Annotated in this window: 20 protein-coding genes and 2 tRNA genes; 9 read left to right on the forward strand and 13 right to left on the reverse strand. The window is 61.6% G+C overall.

The window, feature by feature from the left end; all coding sequences use genetic code 11:
- Positions 1 to 29: 29 nt before the first annotated feature.
- The 3 genes from EOC94_RS25110 to EOC94_RS25120 form a co-directional block, all read right to left on the reverse strand.
- Complete coding sequence (locus EOC94_RS25110) at positions 30 to 3,665, reverse strand: SPOR domain-containing protein (protein ID WP_127294128.1); 3,636 nt, start codon at positions 3,663 to 3,665, stop codon at positions 30 to 32.
- 103 nt (positions 3,666 to 3,768) lie between these two features.
- Positions 3,769 to 5,526, reverse strand: a complete 1,758-nt coding sequence (gene argS, locus EOC94_RS25115) for an arginine--tRNA ligase (RefSeq protein WP_127294130.1) — start codon at positions 5,524 to 5,526, stop codon at positions 3,769 to 3,771.
- Positions 5,527 to 5,587: 61 nt separating this feature from the next.
- Positions 5,588 to 6,802 carry a deoxyguanosinetriphosphate triphosphohydrolase gene (locus EOC94_RS25120; RefSeq protein WP_127294132.1) on the reverse strand — a complete coding sequence of 405 codons (1,215 nt, stop codon included), beginning with the start codon at positions 6,800 to 6,802 and terminating at the stop codon, positions 5,588 to 5,590.
- Between the two features lie 73 nt (positions 6,803 to 6,875).
- Between EOC94_RS25120 and erpA the strand changes: the two genes are divergently transcribed.
- The 5 genes from erpA to EOC94_RS25145 all read left to right on the forward strand — a co-directional run bounded on the left by erpA (position 6,876) and on the right by EOC94_RS25145 (position 9,330).
- A complete protein-coding gene (gene erpA / locus EOC94_RS25125) occupies positions 6,876 to 7,223 on the forward strand; it encodes an iron-sulfur cluster insertion protein ErpA (RefSeq protein WP_095485474.1) in 348 nt (115 codons plus the stop codon).
- A gap of 37 nt (positions 7,224 to 7,260) precedes the next feature.
- Entirely contained in the window at positions 7,261 to 7,740 is a 480-nt protein-coding gene (locus tag EOC94_RS25130; protein WP_127294134.1) for a hypothetical protein, read from the forward strand.
- A 2-nt stretch (positions 7,741 to 7,742) separates the two neighbouring features.
- On the forward strand, positions 7,743 to 8,135 hold the full coding sequence (locus EOC94_RS25135; RefSeq protein WP_127205944.1) for a VOC family protein: 393 nt from the start codon (positions 7,743 to 7,745) through the stop codon (positions 8,133 to 8,135).
- Between the two features lie 7 nt (positions 8,136 to 8,142).
- Complete coding sequence (gene xth / locus EOC94_RS25140) at positions 8,143 to 8,937, forward strand: exodeoxyribonuclease III (protein ID WP_095485477.1); 795 nt, start codon at positions 8,143 to 8,145, stop codon at positions 8,935 to 8,937.
- 99 nt (positions 8,938 to 9,036) lie between these two features.
- Entirely contained in the window at positions 9,037 to 9,330 is a 294-nt protein-coding gene (locus tag EOC94_RS25145) for a hypothetical protein (protein WP_127294136.1), read from the forward strand.
- Between the two features lie 253 nt (positions 9,331 to 9,583).
- Here EOC94_RS25145 and EOC94_RS25155 read toward each other — a convergent pair whose 3' ends face one another.
- The 4 genes from EOC94_RS25155 to EOC94_RS25170 form a co-directional block, all read right to left on the reverse strand.
- On the reverse strand, positions 9,584 to 10,420 hold the full coding sequence (locus EOC94_RS25155) for a tetratricopeptide repeat protein (protein ID WP_095485479.1): 837 nt from the start codon (positions 10,418 to 10,420) through the stop codon (positions 9,584 to 9,586).
- Positions 10,407 to 12,131, reverse strand: coding sequence for a dihydroxy-acid dehydratase (gene ilvD, locus EOC94_RS25160; protein WP_127294138.1), 1,725 nt, complete (start codon positions 12,129 to 12,131; stop codon positions 10,407 to 10,409). The genes EOC94_RS25155 and ilvD overlap by 14 nt, the downstream gene beginning before the upstream one ends.
- Before the next feature lie 281 nt (positions 12,132 to 12,412).
- Positions 12,413 to 13,648, reverse strand: coding sequence for an outer membrane protein transport protein (locus tag EOC94_RS25165; RefSeq protein WP_126106209.1), 1,236 nt, complete (start codon positions 13,646 to 13,648; stop codon positions 12,413 to 12,415).
- Between the two features lie 436 nt (positions 13,649 to 14,084).
- Positions 14,085 to 16,868, reverse strand: coding sequence for a valine--tRNA ligase (locus EOC94_RS25170; protein ID WP_127294140.1), 2,784 nt, complete (start codon positions 16,866 to 16,868; stop codon positions 14,085 to 14,087).
- Between the two features lie 277 nt (positions 16,869 to 17,145).
- Here EOC94_RS25170 and EOC94_RS25175 point away from each other — a divergent pair, with 277 nt between their 5' ends.
- Positions 17,146 to 17,790 (forward strand): VOC family protein, encoded by a 645-nt coding sequence (locus EOC94_RS25175; RefSeq protein ID WP_127294142.1) that lies wholly within the window; start codon positions 17,146 to 17,148, stop codon positions 17,788 to 17,790.
- 57 nt (positions 17,791 to 17,847) lie between these two features.
- Here the strand turns inward: EOC94_RS25175 and EOC94_RS25180 are convergent, their stop codons facing one another.
- The 5 genes from EOC94_RS25180 to EOC94_RS25200 form a co-directional block, all read right to left on the reverse strand.
- A complete protein-coding gene (locus tag EOC94_RS25180; protein ID WP_095485484.1) occupies positions 17,848 to 18,723 on the reverse strand; it encodes a PopZ family protein in 876 nt (291 codons plus the stop codon).
- Between the two features lie 211 nt (positions 18,724 to 18,934).
- Positions 18,935 to 20,347: a TolC family outer membrane protein gene (locus EOC94_RS25185; RefSeq protein ID WP_127294144.1), complete on the reverse strand. Its 1,413-nt coding sequence runs from the start codon at positions 20,345 to 20,347 to the stop codon at positions 18,935 to 18,937.
- A gap of 184 nt (positions 20,348 to 20,531) precedes the next feature.
- Complete coding sequence (locus EOC94_RS25190) at positions 20,532 to 21,200, reverse strand: protein-L-isoaspartate O-methyltransferase (RefSeq protein WP_127204446.1); 669 nt, start codon at positions 21,198 to 21,200, stop codon at positions 20,532 to 20,534.
- Positions 21,201 to 21,306: 106 nt separating this feature from the next.
- Positions 21,307 to 21,380: transfer RNA gene (locus tag EOC94_RS25195), tRNA-Cys, on the reverse strand.
- A 322-nt stretch (positions 21,381 to 21,702) separates the two neighbouring features.
- Positions 21,703 to 21,963, reverse strand: coding sequence for a hypothetical protein (locus tag EOC94_RS25200; protein WP_029353198.1), 261 nt, complete (start codon positions 21,961 to 21,963; stop codon positions 21,703 to 21,705).
- A gap of 221 nt (positions 21,964 to 22,184) precedes the next feature.
- Here EOC94_RS25200 and EOC94_RS25205 point away from each other — a divergent pair.
- Positions 22,185 to 22,259: transfer RNA gene (locus tag EOC94_RS25205), tRNA-Asn, on the forward strand.
- 137 nt (positions 22,260 to 22,396) lie between these two features.
- On the opposite strand, the gene EOC94_RS25210 is transcribed toward EOC94_RS25205, so the two are convergent.
- Positions 22,397 to 22,852: a BA14K family protein gene (locus tag EOC94_RS25210; protein ID WP_126106203.1), complete on the reverse strand. Its 456-nt coding sequence runs from the start codon at positions 22,850 to 22,852 to the stop codon at positions 22,397 to 22,399.
- Between the two features lie 997 nt (positions 22,853 to 23,849).
- Between EOC94_RS25210 and EOC94_RS25215 the strand changes: the two genes are divergently transcribed.
- Complete coding sequence (locus EOC94_RS25215; RefSeq protein WP_127294146.1) at positions 23,850 to 24,569, forward strand: DUF1236 domain-containing protein; 720 nt, start codon at positions 23,850 to 23,852, stop codon at positions 24,567 to 24,569.
- Positions 24,570 to 25,242: 673 nt separating this feature from the next.
- Positions 25,243 to 25,821 carry a hypothetical protein gene (locus tag EOC94_RS25220; protein WP_127294148.1) on the forward strand — a complete coding sequence of 193 codons (579 nt, stop codon included), beginning with the start codon at positions 25,243 to 25,245 and terminating at the stop codon, positions 25,819 to 25,821.
- Positions 25,822 to 25,844: the final 23 nt, after the last annotated feature.

Raw genomic sequence — 25,844 nt, forward strand, 5'->3', positions numbered from 1 at the left:
TCCGCCCAAGGGCGGGAGATTTGAAACGGCTAGCGCGACACGAAGCAGTTGCCGCCGGCAGCCTTGTAGCTGGTGCACAGGTTGATCGCATCGTTGCGCGACTGCGCCGGCACCCGGACGCGGTAGAACGTTCCCTTGCCGGCGATCTCGGCCTTGACGATGTTGGCGGTGCGGCCAGCCAGCACGCTGCCGTAGCGGCGCTGCAGGTCCGCATAGCTGGACTGGGCGCTTTCGACAGTCGGCTGCGAGGCGATCTGCATCGACCACGAGCCACCGCCGGTCGAGGCCGCCGCCGGATTGATGGACGCAACCTGGTCCGGCTTGACCTCGCCGACGACGTCGACAGGCTGGTCGGACGGACGTTGCGGCGCCACCGGAACCGTGGCCGGCGTATTGGCAGGCTGGCTGGTTTGGGCATCGGCCTCAGACTTGGGCGCGGCTGCCGGCTCGGCTGTTTCCGGCCTGGCGGTTTCGGTCTGGTCGCCACCCAGTTGGTCGCCACCCAGTAAGTTACCACTTGCCTGGTCGACAACAGGCGGGACCGTGCCGGTCTGCTCCGCTTCGCCGGCCTGACCCGCCGGGGCCACATGCTGCGGCGCCGGATCGACAGGGTCGACGGCAGCCACCTGCGCTACCGCAGGCGCCGGATCCTCCCGCGCAACCAGTGAGCCATCTGATTTGACGACCATGGTTCTCACCTTGCGCGGCGCGACGGCGACGACATCGGGGTCTATGCCTTTGTCAGCCTCTTGCAGAACCTGGGCAATACGATCCTCGGACTTGGGCGTCGGCGCGGCGGCGACGTCGGCATTTCCGGCCGCTTGCGTGCCGCCGGCCGCATCGACGCCTTCAGCCGCGTCGAAGTCGTCGGGCGAAAGATCGACCACACGGCTCTGCGGCGGCTCCTTGGCCGTGACGTCCACGGGCTCTTCGGCGTTGGTGACCAGTTTTTCCTGGACCGGTTCGGCAGGCTTCGCGCCACCCTTGGCCACGGCGTCATAAACCTTGTTTTCCTGGTTCGGCACGACGGTGCCGCCCGGATTTTCAGGCCTGATCTTGATCGGTGCGTTGTCCGCCTTGACGATGACCGGCGCGTCGTTGCCGCCGTTGCCACCGAAAGACAGCGCGAAGGCGCCGAGACCGCCGGCGATCGCCACGGCGCCTACAACCGCGGCGACCAGCAGGCCGCGGCGCCGGGGCCTCGCGGTATCCTGTTCCAGGCCTGGAACCGACATGGCCTCATCCAGCTCGGGATCGTAGTCGAGTTCGTCTAAGCCAAAGTCGTTGGCCTGCGGAGCCGGCCGGCCGGCTGGCAAGTCGCCCAGATCGAAGCCGCTGGCGGCATCGGCATAAGCCGCACTGACGGGCGCTTCTGCGGGTCTCGCCGCATAGGTCCGCGTTTCAACGCGGTCGGGCTCATAGCCTGACTGGAACCCGGCCCCTGACTGGAATCCGGCATTGTAGGATTCGTCGTCATACGCCGCGCTGCGCGCCGGGGCGGCAGCGACGTCCACGGCATTCATTTCCGTGAGAAGGCTGGCGAACTCGGTGTCGAGATCGTCATAAGCAGGCGCCGCCGGTTCGTCTTCATTGAAGTCGAGGTCCGGAATATCGAGGTCGTCCGCCAGCGCCACGACGCGCTCGGGCACATCGACCGTCTCGACATCGGGCATCTCGTCATACGCCGAAGACTGTTCGCTTTGCGCTGGCGCAGATGCCGCATTGGCGGCATCGTCTTCGGCCGGCTCATCCTGATAGGCCAGGTCGTCCTGATAGGAGGGGGCCGCAGCCATTGGCGGTGTCGTTTCCGTGGTCTTCACCGAGGCCACTTCCGTGGTCCTCGCCGAAGCCGTCGGCTGGGCTGCAAAGGCAGGCTGCGACTGTGCGACCGGCGTTACGCGGCTCCACGAACGGGCCGGCGCCGGCGCGGCGGAGCGTGCCGCCATCCAGTTGAGCGAATCATCCGGATCTTCCTGGTGAGCGGCGGCCGCAACGTTATCGTCGTCGCCATGATCCAGACCGATGTCCTTGGCGAAGGCAGCATGCAATGTATCCTCGTCGAAATCGACATCGGCCGGCCCGGCGGCATCTTCAGCGCCGAAATCCTGGCCCTCGAGCTCATCGAAGAGAACGGTGTCGAGATCGGCATCGGCGGCCTGAACCGCGCCATCCTCCGGCTGCTCCGAAAGGTCCTGCTCGTCAAGGCTCCAGTCCAGTTCGTCGACAGTATCCGTTGGTTTGTCGGCGACCTTTTCAGCCGCGGCCACAGGCTGCTGAATCACAGCGGGCTCGTTGGCCGCGGACGCCGCCACGGGGGCAGTCCGTGTGCTCATGGTGCCCAACAGCGCGTTCAACTCGTCTTCAAGGCTCCGCTCATCAGCGATGGCGGTTGGCGCCGTCGGCTGGGCTGCAACGCCGGAGGCCGGCGCAACCGGCTCTTCGGCTTTCTCGGCAAGCGCGTCCTCGAAACTCAAATCGAAATCGGCGTCGAACGCGTCTTCCAGGGTCGTGGCGGACGGCTCGTCCTTGGCGGCGATAGCCTCCGGTTCGTCAATTTCGGGCGCGTCAATTTCGACTGGTTCATCCGTGCGAACGTCGAAATCCATATCGACATCGGCCATGGCGTCGTCGAAATGGCCGGCAAAGTCCTCCTCGGACTCTTCCGAAACGGCTCGAACAGGCGCAGCAGGAATTTCAACAGCGGCCTGCTCTAACGGCATATGTTCGTCGAGCATCAACTCGTCTTCGAGCGAGCTTGCGACGGCATTGTCGAATTCGTCTTCGAAGGCGGGCTCGGCGGCCGGCGCGGAGATTTCGGCGGGTTCGGCAGCGGCGCCGTGCTCCGTCGGAACATATTCGTCGAGCGTCAGCTCGTCTTCGAGCGAGCTTGCGACGGCATTATCGAACTCATCGTCGAAGGCGGGTTCGGCGGCCGGTGTGGAGACTTCGGCAACGGCCGCCTGCTCCATCGGCACGTGCTCGTCCAGCATCAGCTCGTCTTCGAGCGAGCTTGCGACAGCGTTGTCGAATTCTTCATCGAAGGCGGGTTCGACCGGCGCGGAAACGGCGGCAGTATTCTGTTCAGCCTCGTCCGTTGCATCGTCGTCGAGCAGGAAATCCGGTTCGAGCGAGGCGGTAAGCTCGTCGTCCCCGAGCTCGACGTCCCCAATCTTGTCGTCCATCGCCAAATCGTCTTCGAATGGCGACACATCTTCGAGCGAACTGGCGAGCGCATCGTCGAAATCGTCATCGAATGCAGCTTCAACAGCCGGCGCGGATGCTTCGGCAACACCAGAACGCATGTCGTCGGCAGCAACGGCATGGGCAGCCTCATCCGCCGCTTCGTCGTCCAGCAGGAAATCCTGTTCGAGCGACGCGGCAAGCTCGTCGTCCCCAAGCTCGTCGTCCACCGCGTCAGTGGCATCGAAAACCGGCTCGCGAACCTCGGCGGCGCTGTCATTATCGTCGGCGCCGAATTCGCCCATCAACTCCTTCTCGAGGTCGATGTCGAAATCGCCGTCGTCCACCGGCTGGGTGACGGGAGCCGCCTTCGGCTTGACCGGCTGGCGCGGGTCGAACCCCATGATCCTGGTCAGTTCCGCGAACGGATCATCGTCGGCGATATCGTTTTGGGCGGCTGCTCTCAGCTGGGTTCTGTCTGCCATTATTGTTCCCGAACTCGCACTCATTCGGACGCCATGGACGTCGCGTAGGGTTGGCCCTTACCAGCGCAATGTGGGCAAAAGGTGACAGGTTTTTTAGTCAAACCTAACGCATTTCGGTGGGCGCATCGGCTCCGATCAGCGTCAGGCCGGACGTCAAAACGTCCGAAACAGCCTGCACCAGCCCTAGTCTGGCATGCGTCAATTGTCGGTCGTTAACCTTAACAAAACGTAAGTCGGGATTCTCGGTGCCGCGGTTCCAATGTCCGTGGAAGCCGGAGGCGAGATCATAGAGGTAGAATGCCAGCCGGTGCGGCTCCAGCGCAAGGGCCGCGGATTCGATCAGCCGCGGATATTCCGCAAGCTTCCTGATCAGGCCGATCTCGCCTTCGTCGGTCAGCAAGGCGGTGGCGGCGGCCAGCCGACTGCGGTCGAAATTGGCCTCGCCCAACTGCTCGCTCGCTTGCCGGAACACCGAATGGCAGCGCGCCGAGGCGTACTGCACGTAGAACACCGGATTGTCCTTCGACTGCTCGGTCACCTTGGCGAAGTCGAAATCGAGCGGCGCATCGTTCTTGCGGTAGAGCATCATGAAGCGGATCGGATCGCGGCCGACTTCCTCCACCACTTCGCGCAGCGTCACGAATTCGCCCGACCGCTTCGACATGCGCACCGGCTCGCCTTCGCGAAAAAGCCTCACCAGCTGGCAAAGCAGCACGGTAAGTTTCACCTCGTCGCCGGCGATCGCCCGGGCGAGCGCTTCCAGGCGCTTCACATAGCCGCCATGATCTGCGCCGAGCACATAGATCAGCTCGACGAAACCGCGATCGACCTTGTCCTTCAAATAGGCGACATCCGCGGCGAAATAGGTGAAGGTGCCGTCGGACTTGACCAGCGCCCGGTCCATGTCGTCGCCGACTGCTGTCGAGCGGAACAGCGTCTGCTCGCGATCCTCCCAATCGTCCGGCTTCTCGCCCTTGGGCGGCGGCAGCTTGCCTTTGTAGATATGGCCCTTGAGCGTCAGGTCGTTGATCGCCGAGCGGATTTTCCGGGCGTTGTCCGCATGCAGCGTGCGCTCCGAGAAAAAGACGTCGTGATGCACGTTGAGCAGCGCCAGATCCTCACGGATCATCGCCATCATCGCATCGATCGTCCTGTCCTTGACGATGGCAAGCGCTTCCTCGTCCGGCATCTGCAACAAGGAGCGGCCAAATTCGCCTGCCAGAGCCTGGCCGACCGGTACAAGATAATCGCCCGGATAAAGCCCGGCCGGAATCTCGCCGATCTCGTCGCCAAGCGCCTCGCGGTAGCGCAGCATGACCGAGCGGCCAAGCACGTCGATCTGCGAACCAGCGTCGTTGATGACATATTCCTTGGTCACGTCATAGCCGGCGAAAGCCATCAGATTGGCGAGCGCATCACCAACCACGGCGCCGCGGCAATGGCCGACATGCATCGGTCCGGTCGGGTTGGCCGAGACATATTCGACATTGGCCTTCCTGCCGCCGCCAACCGTCGAGCGGCCGTAGTTGCGGCCTTCGCCGAGCAGCGCGGTCAGATGCACCTGCCAGAACGCATCCTTCAGCCTGAGGTTGACGAAGCCCGGACCGGCAATTTCGGCGGCGGCAATGTCGGTGTCGGCGCGCAGCGCCTGCGCCAACCTTTCAGCCAGAGCACGTGGCGACTGGCCGGTCGGCTTGGCCAGCACCATTGCCGCATTGGTCGCCAAGTCGCCATGGCTGGCGTCGCGCGGCGGCTCGACGGCGATGCGCGATAGGTCCAGCGTACCGCCGTCCTTGTCTTTCAAATCAAGCGCTTCGACAGCTCTGGTGATTCGCGCGTTGAAATCGGCGAAGATGTTCATTGGTGTGGCTCTGGCGGCTTTGCAGGGATCCGGCTCATTGGCCGGCAAAATCGAGCCCGCCCTAGCTCAATTCAGGCGTATGGTCAAACAAACGGCGGTGTTCTTTCAAAGCGTAGGTGTCCGTCATGCCCGCCAGGAAATCGGCAACGCTGCGCGCCTTGATGCGATCGTCGGCCCGGTCGAGCCCTTCGCGCCAGCCATCGGGCATGGCGCGCGGATCGGCGAAATAGACCTCGAACAGGTCCCTGACGATCTGCTCGGCCTCGGTGCGCACGCGCATGACCTCTCTGTGCCGGTAGAGATGCTTGTAGAGAAAGGCCTTCAATTCCTTTTCCGACGCGGCCATTTCGGCGGAAAAGGTCACCATCGTCTCGCCTGCCGCCCTCACCGCGTCGGCGCTCTCCGGCTTGATGCGCGCAAGGTTCGCGGTTGTCGACACGATGACATCTTCGACCATCATCGTGATCTGCCGTCGCATCAGTTCGTGCCCTGTCCTCACATCGTCCAGCGCCGGATAGCGCTGGCGCACGCCTTCGAGGATCGATCCAGGCAAAGAGATCTTTTCCAGCATGTCCAGCGTCAGGAGGCCTGATCTCAGGCCGTCATCGATGTCATGGGTGTTATAGGCGATGTCGTCGGCGATTGCCGCGCACTGCGCCTCGATACCGGCGAAGCGGTCAAGCTCGAGGTCGTGCAACTCCGAATAGTCGCGGATCGCTTGCGGCACCGGCCCCTTCAAGCCCTTTCCCGTGGCGTCGGTCAGCGGTCCGTTGTGCTTGACCAGCCCCTCCAGCGTTTCCCAGGTGAGGTTCAGCCCGTCGAACTCGGCATAGCGGCTCTCCAGCCGCGTCACCACGCGCAGCGATTGTGCATTGTGGTCGAATCCGCCCCATCCGGCCATCTTCTCGTTCAGCGCGTCCTCGCCGGTGTGGCCGAAGGGCGTGTGGCCGAAATCGTGCACCAGCGCCACCGCCTCGGCCAGATCCTCATCGCCCCGCAGCGCCCGCGCCAAGGCGCGCGCGATCTGCGCCACCTCGATCGAATGCGTCAGCCGGGTGCGGTAATGGTCGCCCTCATGCGCGACGAACACCTGCGTCTTGTGTTTCAGCCGGCGAAAGGCCGTCGAATGGATGATGCGATCGCGGTCGCGCTGGAACGACGTGCGGGTCGGGCTCTCCACCTCGTCGAACAACCTCCCGCGCGACTTCGCCGGATCGCAGGCATAGGCTGCGCGCGGCCGATAGCCGAACCCGATGTCGCCCAACTCGTTGGTCATCGCCGATACCGCAGTTGACTTGCCCCCTCGCGCTTCATACCTATCATGTGAAACCGAAAGCAAGGTGACGCCCATGGGCGCTGATGCCAAGACTGCCATGAAAGTGGAGATGACCGACTCTGCCGCCAGGCGGATCGCCAAGATTGTATCTGGCGAAACCGGCAAGACGGCGCTGCGCGTTTCGGTCGAGGGCGGCGGCTGCTCCGGCTTTTCCTATAAGTTCGACCTGGTCGACACCCGCAACGATGACGACGTCGCGATTGAGAAAGACGGCGCCACCGTGCTGATCGACGACCTCTCGCTGGTCTATATGGGCGGCTCGGTGATCGATTTCGTCGACGATCTGATGGGCCAGTCGTTCCAGATCAGGAACCCGAATGCGGTCGCCTCGTGCGGCTGCGGCACCAGCTTCAGCATTTGAAGATATGAAGCCGCTCCTCGTCGGCCATGAGGATCCGATGACGGTCCTTGTCGCCCGCGAGATAGAAGCGATTTCCGATGTCGATATCGTTGGCTGGGCCAACAGCCACACTGCGCCTCCGAGCTACGCTGAAGACGCTGCCTACGTGCAGCTCGCGCGATGCAACCCGCGGAACGCAGTTAGGCTTGCGAAAGCTCATGGCCGTTTGAGGTCGCTGGTCGCGCGAAGTTTTCCCGATTTCAACGATAAGTCCGATGAGGCCAAGGAAATAGCACGTAAGCTGTTTCTTCGACGCATACGGACTTACCTTGATGGCGAAATCGAACCATTTCAGATCTGCCGTATGGTGTCGCCGATTGAAAACAAATACGATTTTCCCCTCTGGCTTGGAGACCTCTACAACGGCTGCGATTGGATGGATGAGAATGCAACGCGCGAGCAGGCATCGCATCTGCGATGGATGATAGAGCAAATACTCGCGGAAAATGCCGAGCTCCAATCTTTCGGGAGTGAGTGAACATGCGCCGCGTTGGCGCGGTCCGTCAGGTCGCGCTTTCAGCCGGGCGCGATCTCGATGCAACGCTGGCGTTCTGGCACGACGTGCTCGGCATGGCAGTCCACGTGCGGTTCGATCCGCCTGGCATCGCCTTCATCATGGCCGGCGACGTGCGGCTGCTGTTCACCGATGGCCTGCCGGCCGGCACCGTCTATCTCGATATATCAGACCTCGACGATTTCCACGCCTCGGCAAAAGCCGCCGGTGTCCCCTTCACTGCGCCGCCGATGCTCGTCCATCGCGATACCGAAGGCCTGTTCGGGCCGGCGGGGGAAAGCGAATGGATGGCCTTCCTAAAGGACCCGGCAGGCAATACGATCGGCCTCGTCGAACGTCATCCGCCGGAACAGCAATGAGGCCGCCATGAAAATCGTCACCTGGAACATCAACGGCGTTCGGGCCCGCATCGGCAATCTGACCCATTGGCTGACAGAGAGCGCGCCTGATATCGCCTGCCTGCAGGAGATCAAGACGGTCGACGAGCAGTTTCCGCGCGCCGAGATCGAGGCGCTTGGCTACAACGTCGAAACCCATGGCCAAAAGGGCTTTAACGGTGTCGCCATCCTGTCGAAGCTGCGCTTCGACGAGGTTATCAGAGGCCTGCCTGGCGACGATGCCGACGAGCAGGCGCGTTTCATCGAGGGCGTGTTCTCAACCGACAAGGGCGCGTTGCGCGTTGCCTCGCTCTATTTGCCGAACGGCAACCCAATCGATGACGAGAAGAAGTTCTCCTACAAACTGTCCTGGATGGCGCGGCTGGAGCGCTGGGCCGAGGAACGGCTCTCGCTCGAAGAGGCGCTGGTGCTGGCCGGGGACTACAATGTCATCCCCGAATTCATCGACGCGAAATTCCCGGAGAACTGGCTGGGCGATGCGCTGTTCCAGCCGCAGACGAGGCAGGCGTTCCGGCGGCTGAAGAATCTCGGCTTCACCGAAGCCGTGCGCGCGGTCACCGACGCGCCGGACACCTACACATTCTGGGACTATCAGGCCGGCGCGTGGCAGAAGAACAACGGCATCCGGATCGATCACTTGCTGCTTTCGCCCGAAGCCGCCAACCGCTTTTCCTCAGCCTCGATCGAAAAGCACGTGCGCGCCTGGGAAAAACCCTCCGACCACGTGCCGGTGGCCGTCGAGCTGGCTTTCGCGCCAATCTGATCATTTCGAGGTTCGGATCGCCCGGATTCCCGGCCGACAGACCGTCATATCGCCACAATCCGGGGTTCCGCTGCAATTCGGGTTCGGCTGGGATTCAGGATGACGATCAGGTTTGCGCTTTGCCCATGTGCTGCGGCGCTCGTCCTCGCGGCGAACCCGGCTTTTGCCGACGCGGAATGCCTGGCCAACGGAAAATCATTCCAGATCGGCCAGGTAGCCTGCCTGACGCTTTCCGGCCAGAGCCACCTCGCCCGTTGCGACATGGTTCTCAACAACACGTCGTGGACAAAGATTCGGGACGATTGTCCGGAAAATACGACGCCGCGTCCGCACGCCACGCCAATCTCGACACCGGCGCCAAGCCCGGTGCCGGCAGAGCCCATCGAGAACTGATTTTTTGCGCGGCCGGCGCCGCCCCTCATTGCCCTGCCGGACATTTCTCCCCGTACAGCGACGGGGAGAAAGAGGCTGTCATCACGGATTTCGCCAATCACCAGCGTTGCAGAAAGTGCGCCAAGGCTGCAGCAAGCGCCCTTCTCCCCGTCACTATACGGGGAGAAGGTGCCGGCAGGCGGATGAGGGGCAGCGCAAAGCTTCGAAAGCTGAATTCAAAGAGTTCCAGTTCAGTCCTCAGCGAGCGCCAATCCTATTGGTCGCTGCCGCCCTTGGTGAGGATGTCATCGGCCAGCGAAATCGCAGTACGGCGGTCGGCCTCGCCCGCCGCAGCGAACGCCTCTTCCTGCATGCCGCGTATCCATGGCTGGTCGGAAGGTGAGGCCCGTTCAAGCGCTGCGGTCATCATTGCCAGTCCCCGAACGATCTTGCCGCTCTGGAAGAGCAGGTTGCCGAGCGTCGCCTGCGCACCGGCATGGCCCTTTTCCGCAGCGAGCTGGAACCAGCGTCCGGCCTGCTTGATGCTGGCCTTGACGCCACCCTTGCCGTTCAGAAAGATCTGGCCCATCTCGAACTGCGCATTCGGGTTGCGGTAGTTGGCGGCGGCACGCATGTAATATTCCTGGGCCGCCACCTCGTTCTCTGTGATGGGGCTGCCGGGGATGCCCTTCCTCAAATAATCGCCGAGCGCCACGAGCGCATCCGATACATAGCTCTCTTCCGGCGAGCCGGGCTCAACGTCCTGGTCAACGATCTCTGAGAAGAACTTGAATGCCGCGTAATCGTCGCGCTCCACGCCGTCACCCTCGGCATACATGCGCGCAAGCTTCCAGGTGGCGCCGATCTGGCCATTTTCAGCCGCGTATTTGTAAGCTTCCGCGGCCTGCTCCTTGCGGCCGTTCTTGTAGGCAGAGAAGCCGAACTGGAACACCGCCCACGGGCTCGACTGCGGCTTCACGCCGGTCTTGTCGTCGAACACCTTGTCGTCGAAGGCCACGGCCTGGCCCGCGGCGCCCAAGGTCGCGCCAAAAGTGGTGATCGCGACCAGTGCCGAAAAGACAGACGACCTCAGCAACTCAGATATCCGCATAACAATGTGTTTCTTTCGCACCACCGGGATGGGTGACCGCGCCGTCGCGGGCTGGCCCAACCGTTTGTGCATATTTCCAGATCGCGCCCGACTGATAGTCGGTCGCGCGCGCCTTCCATGCCTTTGCCCTTGCCGCCAATTCGGTATCGGACAGATCAACCTCGATCGTGCCGTTCACTGCGTCGATCGAGATCAAATCGCCATCCCTGAGCAGCCCGATCGGACCACCCACGGCGGCTTCCGGTCCGACATGGCCGATGCAGAAACCGCGTGTCGCGCCCGAAAAGCGTCCGTCGGTGATGAGAGCCACCTTGCCGCCCATGCCCTGGCCATAGAGAGCCGCCGTCGTCGATAGCATTTCCCGCATGCCCGGACCGCCGCGCGGCCCCTCGTAGCGGATGACGAGAACCTCGCCCTCGCTGTAGCTGCGATCCGTAACCGCCTGGAAACATTCCTCTTCCGAATCGAAGCAGCGCGCCGGACCAGAGAATTTCAGCTCCGACATGCCCGCGACCTTCACGATCGCGCCTTCGGGGGCAAGGTTTCCCTTCAAGCCCACGACACCACCCGTTTGGGTGATTGGTCGGTTGGCGGGACGGACCACATCCTGGCTATCATTCCAGGCTACATGCTCCATATTTTCGGCTAAAGTGCGGCCGGTCACCGTCAGGCAGTCGCCATGCAGATAGCCGTGGTCGAGCAACGTCTTCATCAAGAGCGGAATACCGCCGGCCTCGAACATGTCCTTGGCTACATATTTGCCACCCGGCTTCAGGTCGGCGATGTAGGGCGTCTTCTCGAAGATCCTGGCCACGTCGAAGAGGTCGAACTTAATCCCCGCCTCATGCGCGATCGCCGGCAAATGCAGCGCTGCGTTGGTCGAGCCGCCGGTGGCCGAAACCACAGTTGCCGCATTCTCCAGCGCCTTCAGCGTGACGATGTCGCGCGGACGGATATTCTTTGCGATCAGCTCCATGATCTTTTCGCCGGAGGCGAAATTGAAGCGGTCGCGCATCTCGTAGGGCGCCGGCGCCCCGCAGGAATAGGGCAGCGCCAGGCCGATGGCCTCGGCGACGGTGGCCATGGTGTTGGCGGTGAACTGGGCACCGCAAGAGCCGGCCGACGGACAAGCGGCCTGTTCGATTTCGAGGAGTTCGGCATCACCGATCGTGCCGACCGAGTGCTGGCCGACGGCCTCGAACACGTCCTGGATAGTGATTTGCCGGCCCTTGTAGGAACCGGGCAGGATCGAGCCGCCATAGATGAAGATCGACGGCACGTTGAGCCGCACCATGGCCATCATCATGCCGGGCAGCGATTTGTCACAACCGGCAAGGCCGACCAGCGCATCGTAGCAATGGCCGCGCATAGTGAGTTCGACGGAATCGGCGATGACCTCGCGCGATACCAGCGACGATTTCATGCCCTGATGGCCCATGGCGATGCCATCGGTGACGGTGATGGTGCAGAATTCGCGCGGCGTGCCGTTAGCCGCGGCGACGCCCTTCTTGACCACTTGCGCCTGGCGCATCAGCGAGATGTTGCAGGGTGCCGCCTCATTCCAGCAGCTCGCGACGCCGACCAGCGGCTGCGCGATCTCGGCCGCCGACAATCCCATCGCATAGAGATAGGAGCGGTGCGGCGCACGCGCCGGACCGACGGTCACATGGCGGCTGGGCAGCTTGGCCTTGGAGATGACTCTGTCGTCCATACTCGTCCTTGCCGCGGGCGATGCGGCCCTGCCCCATTGCCGAGCCTGTTGGCACGTGTCCCGAGACAAATCCGAGGTGCGCCGGGTTTATGGCGGGAAATGGGCAATGTCCCCGGGCGCCCTTGCGGCGCGAGGGTTGCCCAGAAACTGTTGCCAAAACGTCACAATAGCAGGAGGCATAGGGACGCGGCGTATTTGCGACGCCGCTTCGATGTCGGGAAGGCCACTCAAACAAAAAAGCCGGGCATTTGCCCGGCTCTTTTGCTATTGAAAACTTATACTTAGAACTTGATCTTAACCGAAGCTGAGCCTGCAAGGAGCAGATCGTCCCCGTAGGTGTAGGTAATGGCATTTGCCGTGTCGCCAACACCGGTGAAAGTCGACGACCCACCGGTAAGAACACCGATCGAGCCACCAAGTCTGACCTCGATCTTGTCGTTCGGCGAGTAAGAAATGCCGCTGGCCACGGACCAGGTGTCCGACTGATAGCCGGAAGTCGTCGAGGTTCCACGATCCCAGGTCAGCGAAACCGCGCCAGACAATTGGTCGGTGAACTTGTGAGCTATGCCGCCCGTGACCGTCCAACCGTCGCGATACAGCAGGTCGAAGGAAACATCGGAGTCTGGCGAGCCAGGTATGCCGCCGGTTACAGGGCTGCGAACACCTTTGATCGGAATGATGCCAAGCCTGCTCCATTCTTGCCAGCGGATAGAGCCAAAGGCCAGCCAGCCAGGAGCTATGCCGCTCTGCAGCTTGAGTTCCACAGCTTGGGGTATCTCGGCCGAGGCGGAGACAGGAAAGACCCCGGTAGAGCCCGGAATCAGATCGGCTGGAAAGGCGCCCCTAAAACCGGTTGAGTCGACGGTGCCCGACAGTCCATCATATTTGTAGCTCGAAGAGTATATCAGGCTTGCGCGCAAGGCGATTTCGGGAATTTCATAGGCGGTGCCCACGCGCCAACCCCATGCCTCATCGGAAAGCTTGAATTTTCCGAGGCCGGTATTGCCGAAGGCCAGCAGTGTCTGGCGGGACAGAAACGCATCGACCTCCTGGTAGGAGACGCCGCCGATGAACCGGATGGCGCCCTTGCCGAGATTTACCTTGTAGGAGCAGGTAAGGCCGAAATCATTTGTTTTGACGTAGTATTTGACCGCCGTTGGCGAATAGGCGTTGTTCATTCCGAAGTCTGCCTCCGCACCGTACGGTTCCGTATACGTCGCAAGACAATCCACTGGTTCGAAGATGTTGGCCTTGAAGCCGACGCGCGGCACCGCGTAGTCGCCACCAACGTCTATTTCCGACGTCGACATTCCCGAGCCATCCAGGCGCTGCACATTCTTCAGTGTGCGCTGCGGCGAAACATAGGTGATGCCGGCATCGAACGAATACGGTGCGGCATCAAATAACTGGTCGATATTGACACCGCCGCGGTCGAAGCCGCCGGCATTCGCAACGCCCGAAATCAATAGCGAAAAGCACCCCGCCCCCAGCAGCGCTTTCAGACGCAAATTGTTCATGAAAACTCCTCCCCGAACATTAGTGGGGTCAAGCTAGAACCAATTCAGGTTAACGGCGCAACAACGAATTCTCGATGCGTACACGTACGCCTGCGACGACCGCATTTTAGACAAAGTGACAGCTTCACCGCAGAGCCGGAAAACGGCCTATTGGGTTGCAAATCGACGAAAAAATTGAGAAAAATCGCATGAAACGACGCAAAAACAGCCCGTTTTGCAAAAATAAGCCCCATTGTTACATTACGGCAACAATAGGGCCAAAACATTCCGTTTACGTCAGGATTTACGCTGCGGAATGCCTATTTTCGTGGCAGGAAGCCCATCCGAAAAGCGGGTTCGGAGACTCGGGAATCCAGAGCATCGGACCCAAAAACGGAACGCCGGTTTTGGAACGATTCGATGCCCGACAGTCCGATGCTCAAACACCAAAGATAGGTTAACCGGCCTCGCGCACCCGCGTCAGCGCCACCGAAAGCTTTTCTTGCGCCTCGCGATACTCGGCGAGTTTTTCGCGCTCGGCTTCCACGACATCTTCCGGCGCGTTGGCGACGAATTTCTCGTTGGACAGCTTCTTGTGCAGGCGGGCGATCTCCTCGGTCACCTTGACCAGTTCCTTCTGCAGCCGCGCCGCCTCGGCGGTAAGGTCGATCAGGCTGCCGAGCGGCAGGCAGATGGTCGCCTCGTTGAGCACGATCTGGGCGGAGCCCCTGGGCGCCGTATCGACCAGCGAGATGTCGCCGACCCGCGCCAGCCGCTTGATGGCCGATGCCTGGCGCTCAAGCCTTTCGCGGGTCGTGGCATTGGCGCCGATCACCATCAGCGGCGCGATCGCGGCCGGCGGCACGTTCATCTCCGAGCGCACGGAGCGGATACCTGAGACGAGATCGACCAGCCAGTTGATGTCGGCGGCCGCTGCCTCATCCTCGAAGTCGGGCGACGGCCACGCCGCGTGGCAAAGCAGAGACGGCCGTTCCTTGCCTTCGCCTGCCGTCTCAGCCCAAAGTTCTTCGGTCATGAACGGCATCATCGGATGCAGCAGCTTGTAGATCTCGTCGAGCACGAAGGCCACGCACGCCCGGCTCTCGGCCTTGGCAGCCTCGTCAGTGCCCATGAACACCGGCTTCAGCAGTTCCAGATACCAGTCGCAGAACAGGTTCCAGACGAAGCGATAGGCCGCACCCGCCGCCTCGTTGAAGCGGTATGAGGTGATGCCATCGGTGATTTCGCGCGCGGCGCGCGTCAGTTCGGTCAGGATCCAGCGGTTGACCGCCAGCTTGGCGTCGTTCAGCCAGAAATCGTCGTTCCTTGCGACGTCATTCATCTCGGCAAAACGCGTCGCGTTCCACAGCTTGGTGCCGAAGTTGCGGTAGCCGGCGATGCGAGCCGGATCGAGCTTCACGTCGCGTCCTTGCGCCGCCATCACCGTCAGCGTGAAGCGCAGGGCGTCAGCGCCGTATTCGTCGATGAGATCGAGCGGGTCGATGACGTTGCCTTTCGACTTCGACATCTTCTGCCCGTTCTTGTCGCGCACTAGCGCGTGCATATAGACGGTATGGAACGGCTCCTCGTCCATGAAATGCAGGCCCATCATCATCATGCGAGCGACCCAGAAGAAGATCAGGTCGAAACCGGTCACCAGCACGTCGGTCTGATAGTAGGTCTTCAGTTCCGGCGTCTTTTCCGGCCAGCCAAGCGTCGAGAACGGCCACAGCGCCGAAGAGAACCATGTGTCGAGCACGTCCTCGTCGCGGGTCAGTATCTCGCCCGGCTTGAAGTTCTCGAGCTTGTCCTCGACCCAGGCCTTCCATGGCCCTTCCAGCGCCAGATAATATTCGACGGCGGCTGCGAGCGCCTCCTCTTCGGTCTTCTCGACGAAGACACGCCCGTCCGGCCCGTACCAGGCCGGGATCTGGTGCCCCCACCAGAGTTGGCGCGAGATGCACCAGGGTTCAATGTTTTCCATCCACTGGAAGTAAGTCTTCTCCCAACTGCCGGGTATGATCTTGGTGCGGCCTTCGCGCACGGACGCGATCGCCGGCTTGGCGAGTTCGGCCGCATTGACGTACCACTGGTCGGTCAGGAACGGTTCGATCGGCACGCCGCCGCGATCGCCATGCGGCACGGCATGGCGGTGCGGCTCGACCTTTTCGAGGAAACCGCCCGCCTCCATCAACTCGACGACCCTTTTGCGCGCGGCGAAACGATCGAGGCCGTTGAGCTCATCCCAGACGGACTCGCGCTCGGGGGTAACTTCAAGCCCGGCGAGAAAATCTTCATTGTCCGTGAGGGTCACCGCCGCCTCGACGGTGAGGATGTTGATCGCCGGCAGCCTGTGGCGCTTGCCGACCTCGAAGTCGTTGAAATCATGCGCCGGCGTGATCTTGACCGCGCCGCTGCCCTTTTCCGGATCGGAATATTCGTCCGCCACCACCGGGATCTTGCGGCCGACGATCGGCAGGACGAGGTTTTTGCCAACCAGGTGCCGAAAACGCTCGTCGTCCGGATGCACCGCGACCGCCGTATCGCCCAGCATCGTCTCGGGGCGCGTCGTCGCCACGGTGATGAAGGTTTTTGGATTTTCCGGATCGAAGATCTCGCCTTCGACCGGATAGCGGAAGTGCCAGAGGTTGCCGTTGACCTCCTGCTGCTCGACCTCCAGGTCGGAAATGGCCGTGAGCAGCTTCGGGTCCCAGTTCACAAGCCGCTTGTCCTTGTAGATCAGCCCTTCCTTGTAGAGCGTGACGAACACTTCGAGCACCGCCTTGGATAGGCCCTCGTCCATGGTGAAGCGCTCTCTGCTCCAGTCGGCCGACGCCCCCAGCCGCTTCAGCTGGTTGAGGATCGCGCCGCCGGATTCGGCCTTCCACTCCCATACTTTCTCGATGAACTCATCGCGCGTCAGGTCGCGGCGGTGGATCTGCTTTTCCATAAGCCGGCGCTCGACCACCATCTGCGTGGCGATGCCGGCATGGTCCATGCCGGGCTGCCACAGCACGTTCTTGCCGCGCATGCGCTCGAAGCGCACCAGAATGTCCTGCAGCGTGTTGTTGAGCGCGTGGCCCATATGCAGCGAGCCGGTGACGTTCGGCGGCGGGATGACGATGGTGAAGGCTTCGGCCCCCTCCTCGGCGCCTGCGCCGGCACGAAACGCGTCGGCCTCTTCCCAGATTTTAGCGATCTTCGGCTCGACGGTTTTGGCGTCGTAGGTTTTTTCGAGCATGGAAAGGCGTCCGAGCTGTCGGGATTGTTGGGTTTGGTGTAAATCGGAAGGCAGTTGGCAAGTCAACCGGCCGCAGATGGCATGGCCAATAGATAGGGGCCTCATAGTTCGAGGCAATTCGCATAAGCGATCCTCCATGCAGCCAAGCCTCTTGACCGGCGATCGCGAACCGCAATACCTTGCCAACGCTGCTGTAGGGCGCATCGGCTACCCGCCGGAGGGGCATTGCCCGCCTACGACACCTTAACCCTCACCGCGCCCAAGCCGAATTTCGAACATGTCGAATTTCGAAAACTTCAGGAAACAGGCCAAGCTCCACCTGCGCTGGCATCGCGAGCGGTACTATCCCGTCGCGGCTGCGATCGGGTCGATACTGCCGCGTTTCCGCCATCTGACCGATCGCCAGATCCTGGATCACAGCTTCAAGCTTGCTGACGCCCAGGAACTGGTTGCCAAGAAGGCTGGTTTCGAAAGCTGGCAGGCGCTGAAGAAAGGCCTTCAAACCATGACCGACAGCACGACATCCGATGCCGAAAAACCCTTCCTTGCCTTGGCCGAGCCGCAGCTTTTTGTCTGCGACATCGCTGCCGCCCGTGCGTTCTATGAACAGAAGCTCGGCTTCACGACGCGCTTCACCTATGGCGAACCGCCCTTCTATGCCCACGTCTTTCGCGACGGCGCGCGGTTGAATCTGCGCCATGTCGACAAGCCTCTGTTCGACAACGGCTTAAGAGCAAGAGACGACTTGCTGTCGGCAACCATCGCGGTCGACGCCATCAAGCCGCTGTTCCTGGAGTACCAGGCGGCCGGGGTCAGCTTTCATCAGACGTTGCGGACCGAACCGTGGGGCGCCCGCACCTTCATCGTGGCAGATCCCGACGGAAACCTGATCGCCTTTGCCACATCGGTTGAGAGCGGTTGAGTTCCCAGGCCAACGAGACCGCCGCCGCGGTGGTGGTCTCATCCGCTGTCGGAACTGTTACTGCGCGCCGCGCGCCACGCGTTCGATTTCCTCGCGCACCAGCCGCTCGACCAGCGTCGGCAGATTGTTGTCCAGCCAGTCTTGCAGCATGGGCCTGAGCATCTCTTCGGCCATCTCGTCGAAGGTTTTCTTGCTGCGGCTGGCGAACGCATCGGAAAGCTCGCCGAAGGCGGCGGCGACCTGCCGGCCCGTATGTTCGGAAAGGATCGCCGGACGAGCCGACGATGCCTCGTTTGTCGCCGGGCGCGCCAATCCGCTTTGCGGCGGAGCCGGCTCGAAAGCAGGTTCGGCCGCGTCCTCGAAAACCTCGGCCTTCGGTTCGGCATCCGGCGCCAGTCGCACTTCAGCCCTGTCCGGCTTGGCCGCGGTCATCGCTTCGCCGACTGCGGCGATCTCACGCCGCCAGTCGGCAACGATGCTGTCGGTCGTTTCCGCAACCGTTGCCGTCGCATCCGGCTTGGCGGTCGGGGCCGGCTCGCCAGCGACCCCGGCAAGCGTCACGGGAGCTTTGAGCGGAGCCGGATCGGAACGCACCGGCGGCTCCATGCGCGCGACGACGGGCTCGGCGGCCGATGGAGGCCTCTGCACCTCAGCCAGCGTGGCCGGCCTTCTGGCGTCAAATCCCGGACGCAATTCGGCGCGAAACGCATCCACCTCCGGCGGCGTCCCGCCTGCCCCCGACGGCGCCCTGCCTGCCTCCGGCGGCGCCCCGGCCACCGGTGCTGGCACAGTCACCGACGCCAAATCCTGCAGCAGGTCGTCCGCTTCGTCCGGCTGCTTGCGACCGGTATCATTGTCCTCGATGATCCTCCTGATGGAAGCCAGTATCTCTTCCATGGAAGGTTCGCGTTGCACGCTGCTTGCCGTCGCCATCGTCACATCCGCCGCCCTTGTGACTCGTTGCAGATTTCCAGTCCGGCCACGCCGGATCGAATCATGGCAACAGCGTAACCGACGGATCGCCTTACGAGAATCCCCAATCTGAGGGTGTGTTGGATTTCAACAGATTAGAGCCCGCGCATTCCTTGGGAACGCGCGGGCTCTAATGCCGGAAATTGGGCGGAATTTGGAACTGGTGGAGCGATTAGCGGCCGTCTGGCGTGCGCAGGCCGATCCACTTGTCCTTGACCGCATTGTAATGTTCTTCAGGTCTGTATTTCGTCACCTGAAGGGCGAGGCGATCGACCGAAAGGCGACCGACCGCCGACAGGATGGCATAGCTCGCCACCACCAAATCGCGTTCGGAACTGGCCTGGTTGATCTTGGCGGTGATGAGAGTGGCCTGCGCGTTGAGAACGTCGAGCGTGGTGCGCTGGCCGACATTGCGCTCCTCGATGACGCCGCTCAAGGCAAGCTGCGCGGCGGCGATCACCTGCCTGTTGGCTACGACGGTTTGCTGAGCGGCGGTATATTGCGTCCACGCCGAGGTCACGGCTTGCCGCACGGTGTCGCGGCTTACATCGACCTCGATCCGCGCCTGGCTGAGTGATTCCTTATTCTGGCGCACCGTCGCCGAGTTCCGTCCACCGGAATAGATCGGCACGGTCAGCGTGGCGCCGATGCTGGCCGAATTGGTTGTGCCATCCCGTCCCTGCCCGGGATCGAAGCGCGGCACGGTGTTTTGATAGGCGCTGGAAACGCCGGCGGAGGCCGAGAGCTGCGGCAGCAGCGCGCCTTCGGCCGATTTCACCGAAAATGCCGCCGCGTCAACCAGATGCTGGGTGGCGAGGATGGCGGGGTGCTCAATGGATGCAATCGCGATTGCCGCGTCGAGGTTCGACGGCAACAGCTTCGACAGCGGCGAAGCGGCCCTGAGCCTGCCTGGCTCATCGCCGACGATCTGGCGATAGGTCGCAGCGCTTGCCAGCGCCTGGGCGCGGGCGGCGGCCAGTTCCGCCACGGCGGACGAGCGCTCGGCATCGGCCTGCGCGACGTCGGTGCGGGTGCCTTCGCCGACTTCGAAGCGCGAGCGCGCCGCGCGCGCCTGCTCGGTCAGGAATTGCAGGTTCTGCTCCGTCAGCACCGCCACTTGCCGATCGCGAATCACGTCCATGTAGGCGCTTGCCGCGTTGAACAAGATATTCTCTTCGGTGTTGCGCAGGCTCTCGACCGAGGCGCGGACTCGCGATTCAGCGGCGGCGACATTGTTCTTGGTCTGAAAGCCGTCGAACAGGGTCTGGTCGATCTGGACGCCAAAGTTACCCGTGGTCAAACGCGTGCTTTGGTTCACGCCGGGTACATTGCCGCGGGCATTGAAATGGCTGCTGGAGTAGTCGATGCTCGCGGAGCCGGTGATGGTCGGGCGCCACCCCGACTTGGCGATGGCGACGCCCTCGTCGGTGACGCGGACGCCGGCACGAGCCGAATTGAGCGAGGAATTGTTCTGGTAGGCCTTTGAAAGTGCACCAAGGATGGTTTCCGCCGAGGCGGCCACCGGAGAAAGCGCGGTCGCGGAAACAAGGACGGCGGCAAAAAGACTCTTGCGTAAAGACGGCACGTTATTCCCTCATTCGTTTTGCATGGGAACCGCACCGCGCCGGCTTCTCTCATTCGAGCAGCCGGCGCGGTGTGTTTCAGGTTCCCTGCTGTCAGCCCCCAAGAGTACCCCAGTCATGCGGATCAGCAACGATTGTTCAAGCGCAAGCGAACATGACAACGCCTCTGCTGCAAGCCAAAATCATTCAGAACTCAAACGCACGGATACGTTCAAACCCAGGTAGTGGCTTAATTGCCGCATTAAATGCCCCTCTTCCGGTTACAACCCCCCCTGTTTTAAGAAACAAACGGGCCACACCCGAATTCCCCTGCCCTTCGACGGCGACGAGACGGCCGCCCTCAGCAAGCTGGTCGAGCAGAGACGCCGGCACTTTCTCCACGCTGCCGCCGATGAAAATAACATCGTAGGGCGCCTCCGCGGCATGGCCTTCCGGCAGCGATCCCTTGACCACGCTGACGTTGTCGCAGCCCAGCGCCGAAAGCGTCGACATGGCGGTCTCGGCCAATGCCGGATCGCTTTCCAGCGCGACGACCGACTTTGCCAGCCGCGACAGGATCGCCGCCGCATAGCCGGTGCCGCAGCCGACATCGAGAGCCGAATCGCCAGGGTCGATTTCGGCCAATTGCATCAGCTTGGCCAGCGGCGAAGGCTCCATGAGATAGCGTGGGCCATCCGCTCCATTGGCAATGCGGATGTCCTCGTCGATATAGGCTAGATCGCGCTGAACGGGGGCGACAAAGGCCTCGCGCGGCACGACCAGCATTGCGTCGAGCAGCGGCGCGCTGGTCACGTCGGTGGTGCGGATCTGGCCATCGACCATTTTCACCCGGCGTTCGGCAAAATCAGCGCTCATGTTCCAACCAATCTGCCCAAACCAATCCGCTTGCCGCGCCGGGACCGCGGCTCATTTCGACCGGAACTCGAGCCCCCTGGCGCTGGTGCGCGGGAGCTTGGGCAATTGGAGGCCTCGCCCGGAATCGAACCGGGGTGCAAGGATTTGCAGTCCTCTGCGTAACCACTCCGCCACGAGGCCTCATTGCTCCCGGCGTTCCACCCGGTTCCAATAGGTTGCGGCGAAAATGCCGTCAAGCGGCCATGGTGCATTCCGGACGGTTTCCTCTGGGCCATGATGCCACGTGTCGAATCGTCGATACGCATGCTGCAATTAATACATTAGTTAACCGTTAAGTACGGAATATGGCAAAGAGAAGCCTGGGGCCTGGACCCTACGTCGGGTAAGCAGAAGGCTCCGCCATTCTGAAGGAGAATTGCGAGGGCCGGGAAAGCGCTCCGGGCATTAGCCGGGGCTGAGTCGGGCTGGAAAGACGCCCCCCTCACAGAGGCTTGCCACGTCGTCAGTTCGGCCGCCGCCGCCGCTCCCACCACACGACGAGCCGGCGCCGATGGCGGCGCACCAAGGCAAACTCGTAGGAGAGCACCAGCAATCCGATCGGAATCATCCAGAAGCCCAGGATCGGCAGGAAGCCGAGAATGCCGCCGAAGATCAGCACGACGCCGATCGCAATCCTGAGGCCGCGCGAGCGCGGCATGGTGAATTGACGGCCGAAGACCGATATTTTCCGTGCCGGTGGATGGTTGTGGCTTGCTGCGCTCATGTCTGGTTGGTGGTCCGTTCGGGCAAAGTAAAAGCACCAGCTGACGAATGCCGCAACCACCTTTTCGGTTCCGCGCAGCCCGTCAGACGGCTCATATGAGGACGCGCGCACATGATTGCGAGAAGTCGTCGCGCGAAAAAGCGCCGAAAAATACGAAATGCTTCTTTGCAAAGCCGAAACGGGTTTGCTATAGGCTGCGCCACTCACATGAGAGCGTCTGTTCCCCGGTAGCTCAGTGGTAGAGCAACCGGCTGTTAACCGGTTGGTCGCTGGTTCGAATCCGGCCCGGGGAGCCAATTTCCACGCATACCCATTGAAGCTATCAGGAAATGGCAGCCTCCCCGCCGAAGCGGGGTGCGGTGATGCGGTCAGTCGGCATAAAAAGCCCGCGCCGTCGCCGGCACGGGCTCTGTCAACATCTCAGCTCGCCGAATCAGTAGGGCGAATTGCACTGCTGTCGAGGTCCGTAGTTGGGCTGGAACGTATTGTCGGACGCGCGGTAACTGCGGTACCGGTCGTAACACCACTCGACATGGGCGTCGCCACGATTAACACGGTTCTGGTTGTTGTTGATGATCGCACTGCCGATCACCGCGCCGGTGGCGAATGCAGCCAGCGGGAACCAGTAGTCGCCATGACGGCGATGGCCGCGACGGTACTCACGATAACCGCGATGGCCGTTCCAGTGGGAGCCATCGTGGCGCGAAAATTTGCGGTTTTTGCGGTTGTGGCGCTTCCCCCACGGATTATGGTCAACCGTCTGCACATCAGTCGAAACGGACGGCGCTTGCGGCAGGAATACCTGAGCTGCGTCAGCAGGCACTGCTATGGTGGTCGCGAACGATACCGATAACGCGGCCGCCAGCAAACCCGACATGATCTTGTTCATGATCTCTCCTTAAACGAAAGTTGAGGCTCAGTTCCCTAAAGCGAATATTACAGGCCACCTTACTATTTCGCCGCCGTTTATCAAAGACAAAACCGTGAAACCGGGCTAGTCTTGATAAAGTGGCGAAGTATGGTCAACCGCGATTTAATCCAGTTTAATATAGCCGTCGTAAAACACGAGTCTCGTCCGGCATTACAGCCGAGTGGCCAGATCGTTAGCAGCCGGTATGTCTGAGACCGGCCACGACTCACCGGACAGTCACCGCAAATATGGCGGCGTAGCCTGCCACGAGCGAGCGGATCCTATAGCTTTGGAAAGAAAAATCTCATGACCAAAGTCATGATCGCATATTGGAGCAGCACGGGCGTTCTGCGCCTGTTGTACGCAGCCGGACCCTGATGTATCTCGCCCAGCTCGGGACAGGATCGGAAGCATCGAGGTGCGCCTGCTATGGCTAGACCCGGCGAACTTCCGCGATCACGCCATAATCAATCCGGCGAATTTTGCTACTCTTTCTTCGTGGCGAACCCCAACGCCGCTTGGCCGGCGCCAACCTAGGCAACGCCACCTTCCCCCGCCCCCTGCGGCGCCGGCCATCTTTCACTAGGTTCTTCGTCGTCACGCCGTCACGACGGTTCAAGCGCATAGACACGTCCTCGAGGAGCGCGCTGGCAAGCTCGGGCGCCGTAACGGCCCTGGCAACAGCAGAAAGCCCGCGCCCTCCGGGAGAGGACGCGGGCTGATCGGGGCCACCGATCTCGCAGCATTTGTATGAGGGGACAATACGATGCTGCTGGCGTTTAAACTTTCGTCGCAGGACAGTGTTCCATCCTCAAAGGAAAAAACCGCAGGCTCATGTTCGGAGGTTGGCGCTATGGAAATTCCTCCCGACGAAGGAACGCGTACACCGCTTCCGCCCGGTCAATTCGCCTGGAACAAAATTTCTTGGAGGTGGTTTCCCCCCTGAAGGGACAGACTTTTCGATGGAGATTATCTCATGAAAAAAGTTCTGATCACCAGTATGCTGGCCATCGGCGTTGGCTGTGGAGCAGCACTCGCTCAGGAACAGCAGCCGGCCGAAAGCCAATCGGGCGCCGGCACCAGTTGCGCACCCGGCTCGGCCGATTGCCCTAGTGGTTCGACGACGGGTAAACAGACCCAGGACGAGACCGGTACCGCCACCGAGGAGCAGGCTCAAGGCAAGGCGAAGATCCAGAGCGATGAGCAGGCTCAGGGCAAGGCCGGCGCAACCACCGACCAGCAGGCGCAAGACAAGATGAAGGTCAAGCCTGAGGATCAGGCTGAAGGCAAGGCCGGCACGACCACCGAGCAACAGGCGCAGGACAAGGCCAAGGTCCAGACCGAGCAGCAGTCCCAGGGCGAGACCGGTACCACCACCGAGCAGCAAACCCAAGGCAAGGCCTCCACTCAGCAGGATGAGACTTCGACCGGCTCGATCGAGAATGTGACCGTTGAACAGAAAACGGAGATTACCCAGGTCCTGAAGGAGGAGAAGGTCGAACCGGTTTCCGACGTCGATTTTGACATCTCCGTGGGCATCGAGGTCCCGCGGCAGAAGGTCAGACTGCATCGTCTGCCACCGCGAATTGTCAAGATCGTCCCGGCTTACGAATCCTACGAGTATTTCGTGTTGGCTGATGGCCGAATCGTCATCGTCGACCCGGATACGCTCAAGATCGTCCTTATTCTGACCTAACGCCTTTGTCGGGCGTGAAGGGGCTCGCCGCACCCGCGGCGGACCCCTCACCATTCATCGTTTGAAGGTGGAGGGCCACTCATCGGACGGCGACAGCCATTTACGTCGCCAATACACCCCGCTGTTCAAGCTGGCGGGCATTTTGCGTGTCGAGGACCCTTCCGGCCGAACCCTCATCGATCATCCCTCGACGGTGCCTTCATCAACCCCGGGCAGGACTTCAGTCTACCGGCTGGCAGACCATGGGCTGGCACAGGCAGTGCTTTGGTCCGGGGCTGCTATCGCAAAAGCCCCCAATAGGGGAGTTTCAGGAACCGGGCTCCGGCAGGCGTCGTTGCGATGCCGACCCCCCTGACAGGAGGCTGCAATGGACCACAGCATTCAGCAGGCACGTTGGCTGCTTTTCCCGGTATTTGGCTTGGTGTTCGGGGTTGCGGCCGTTGGGCTTATTATCGGCTGATGGGACCCGATCGATGAAGGCAACACGCTTGCGCAGCAATGAGTCCCTTCCTGCGCTAGCGAGACCCACCGGTTTCTCCCCTGAGACCGGTGGGCCTTGACATCGCCTTGTGATGGCGGAAGCGTGACAAGTCGGTGCAGCGCACAGAGGATTGGCTCGGAAACAATAGGCATAATGCAGCGCAGACCGTAACGGTTAGAGGATATTTCTAACGTGACATTGGCAAATTTATTGATGACGCCTGTCGTGCGGCGACGAAGGCTTCGCGTCGCCATCTGCCTCACTGCATCGACCTTGGTTCTCGTCATGAGCCCCTACCGTGTGGGACAAGACCGCCTATCCCTGACGCTCAGCCCGCAGGTCGCCTGGGCACAGAATGGTGGCAACGGGAATTCCGGAAACGCTGGAAATTCTGGAAACGCCGGAAACTCCGGGAATGCTGGAAATTCTGGGAACGCTGGAAATTCTGGGAACGCTGGAAATTCTGGAACCCCCGGGAATTCAAACTCCAACGGCGCGGGCAAGGGCAAATCAAAATCACCGAAAGACAATCCCCCCGAAGATGCGGTCACCGCGGTAAACCCCGGCAACAAGCCAAAACTATATATCAATGCGGCCACTGGAGACCGGATCGAAGTGCACGGGCCAAGTGTGGGTGTGGTGCATTCCAACGGGCTCAGCGAGCGCATCGACGGTCGCCATTATGAAATGCGGGATGCCATGGGCCGCACCATCATTCGGCGGCAGGCAACGAACTCCGATCGGGCAAGACTGCTCGCCATGATCGAGTGATGACCAGTTCACGGGCCGCAAGG

This window comes from Mesorhizobium sp. M6A.T.Ce.TU.016.01.1.1, from assembly GCF_003997065.1.
In the GTDB taxonomy this organism is placed as follows: domain Bacteria; phylum Pseudomonadota; class Alphaproteobacteria; order Rhizobiales; family Rhizobiaceae; genus Mesorhizobium; species Mesorhizobium mediterraneum.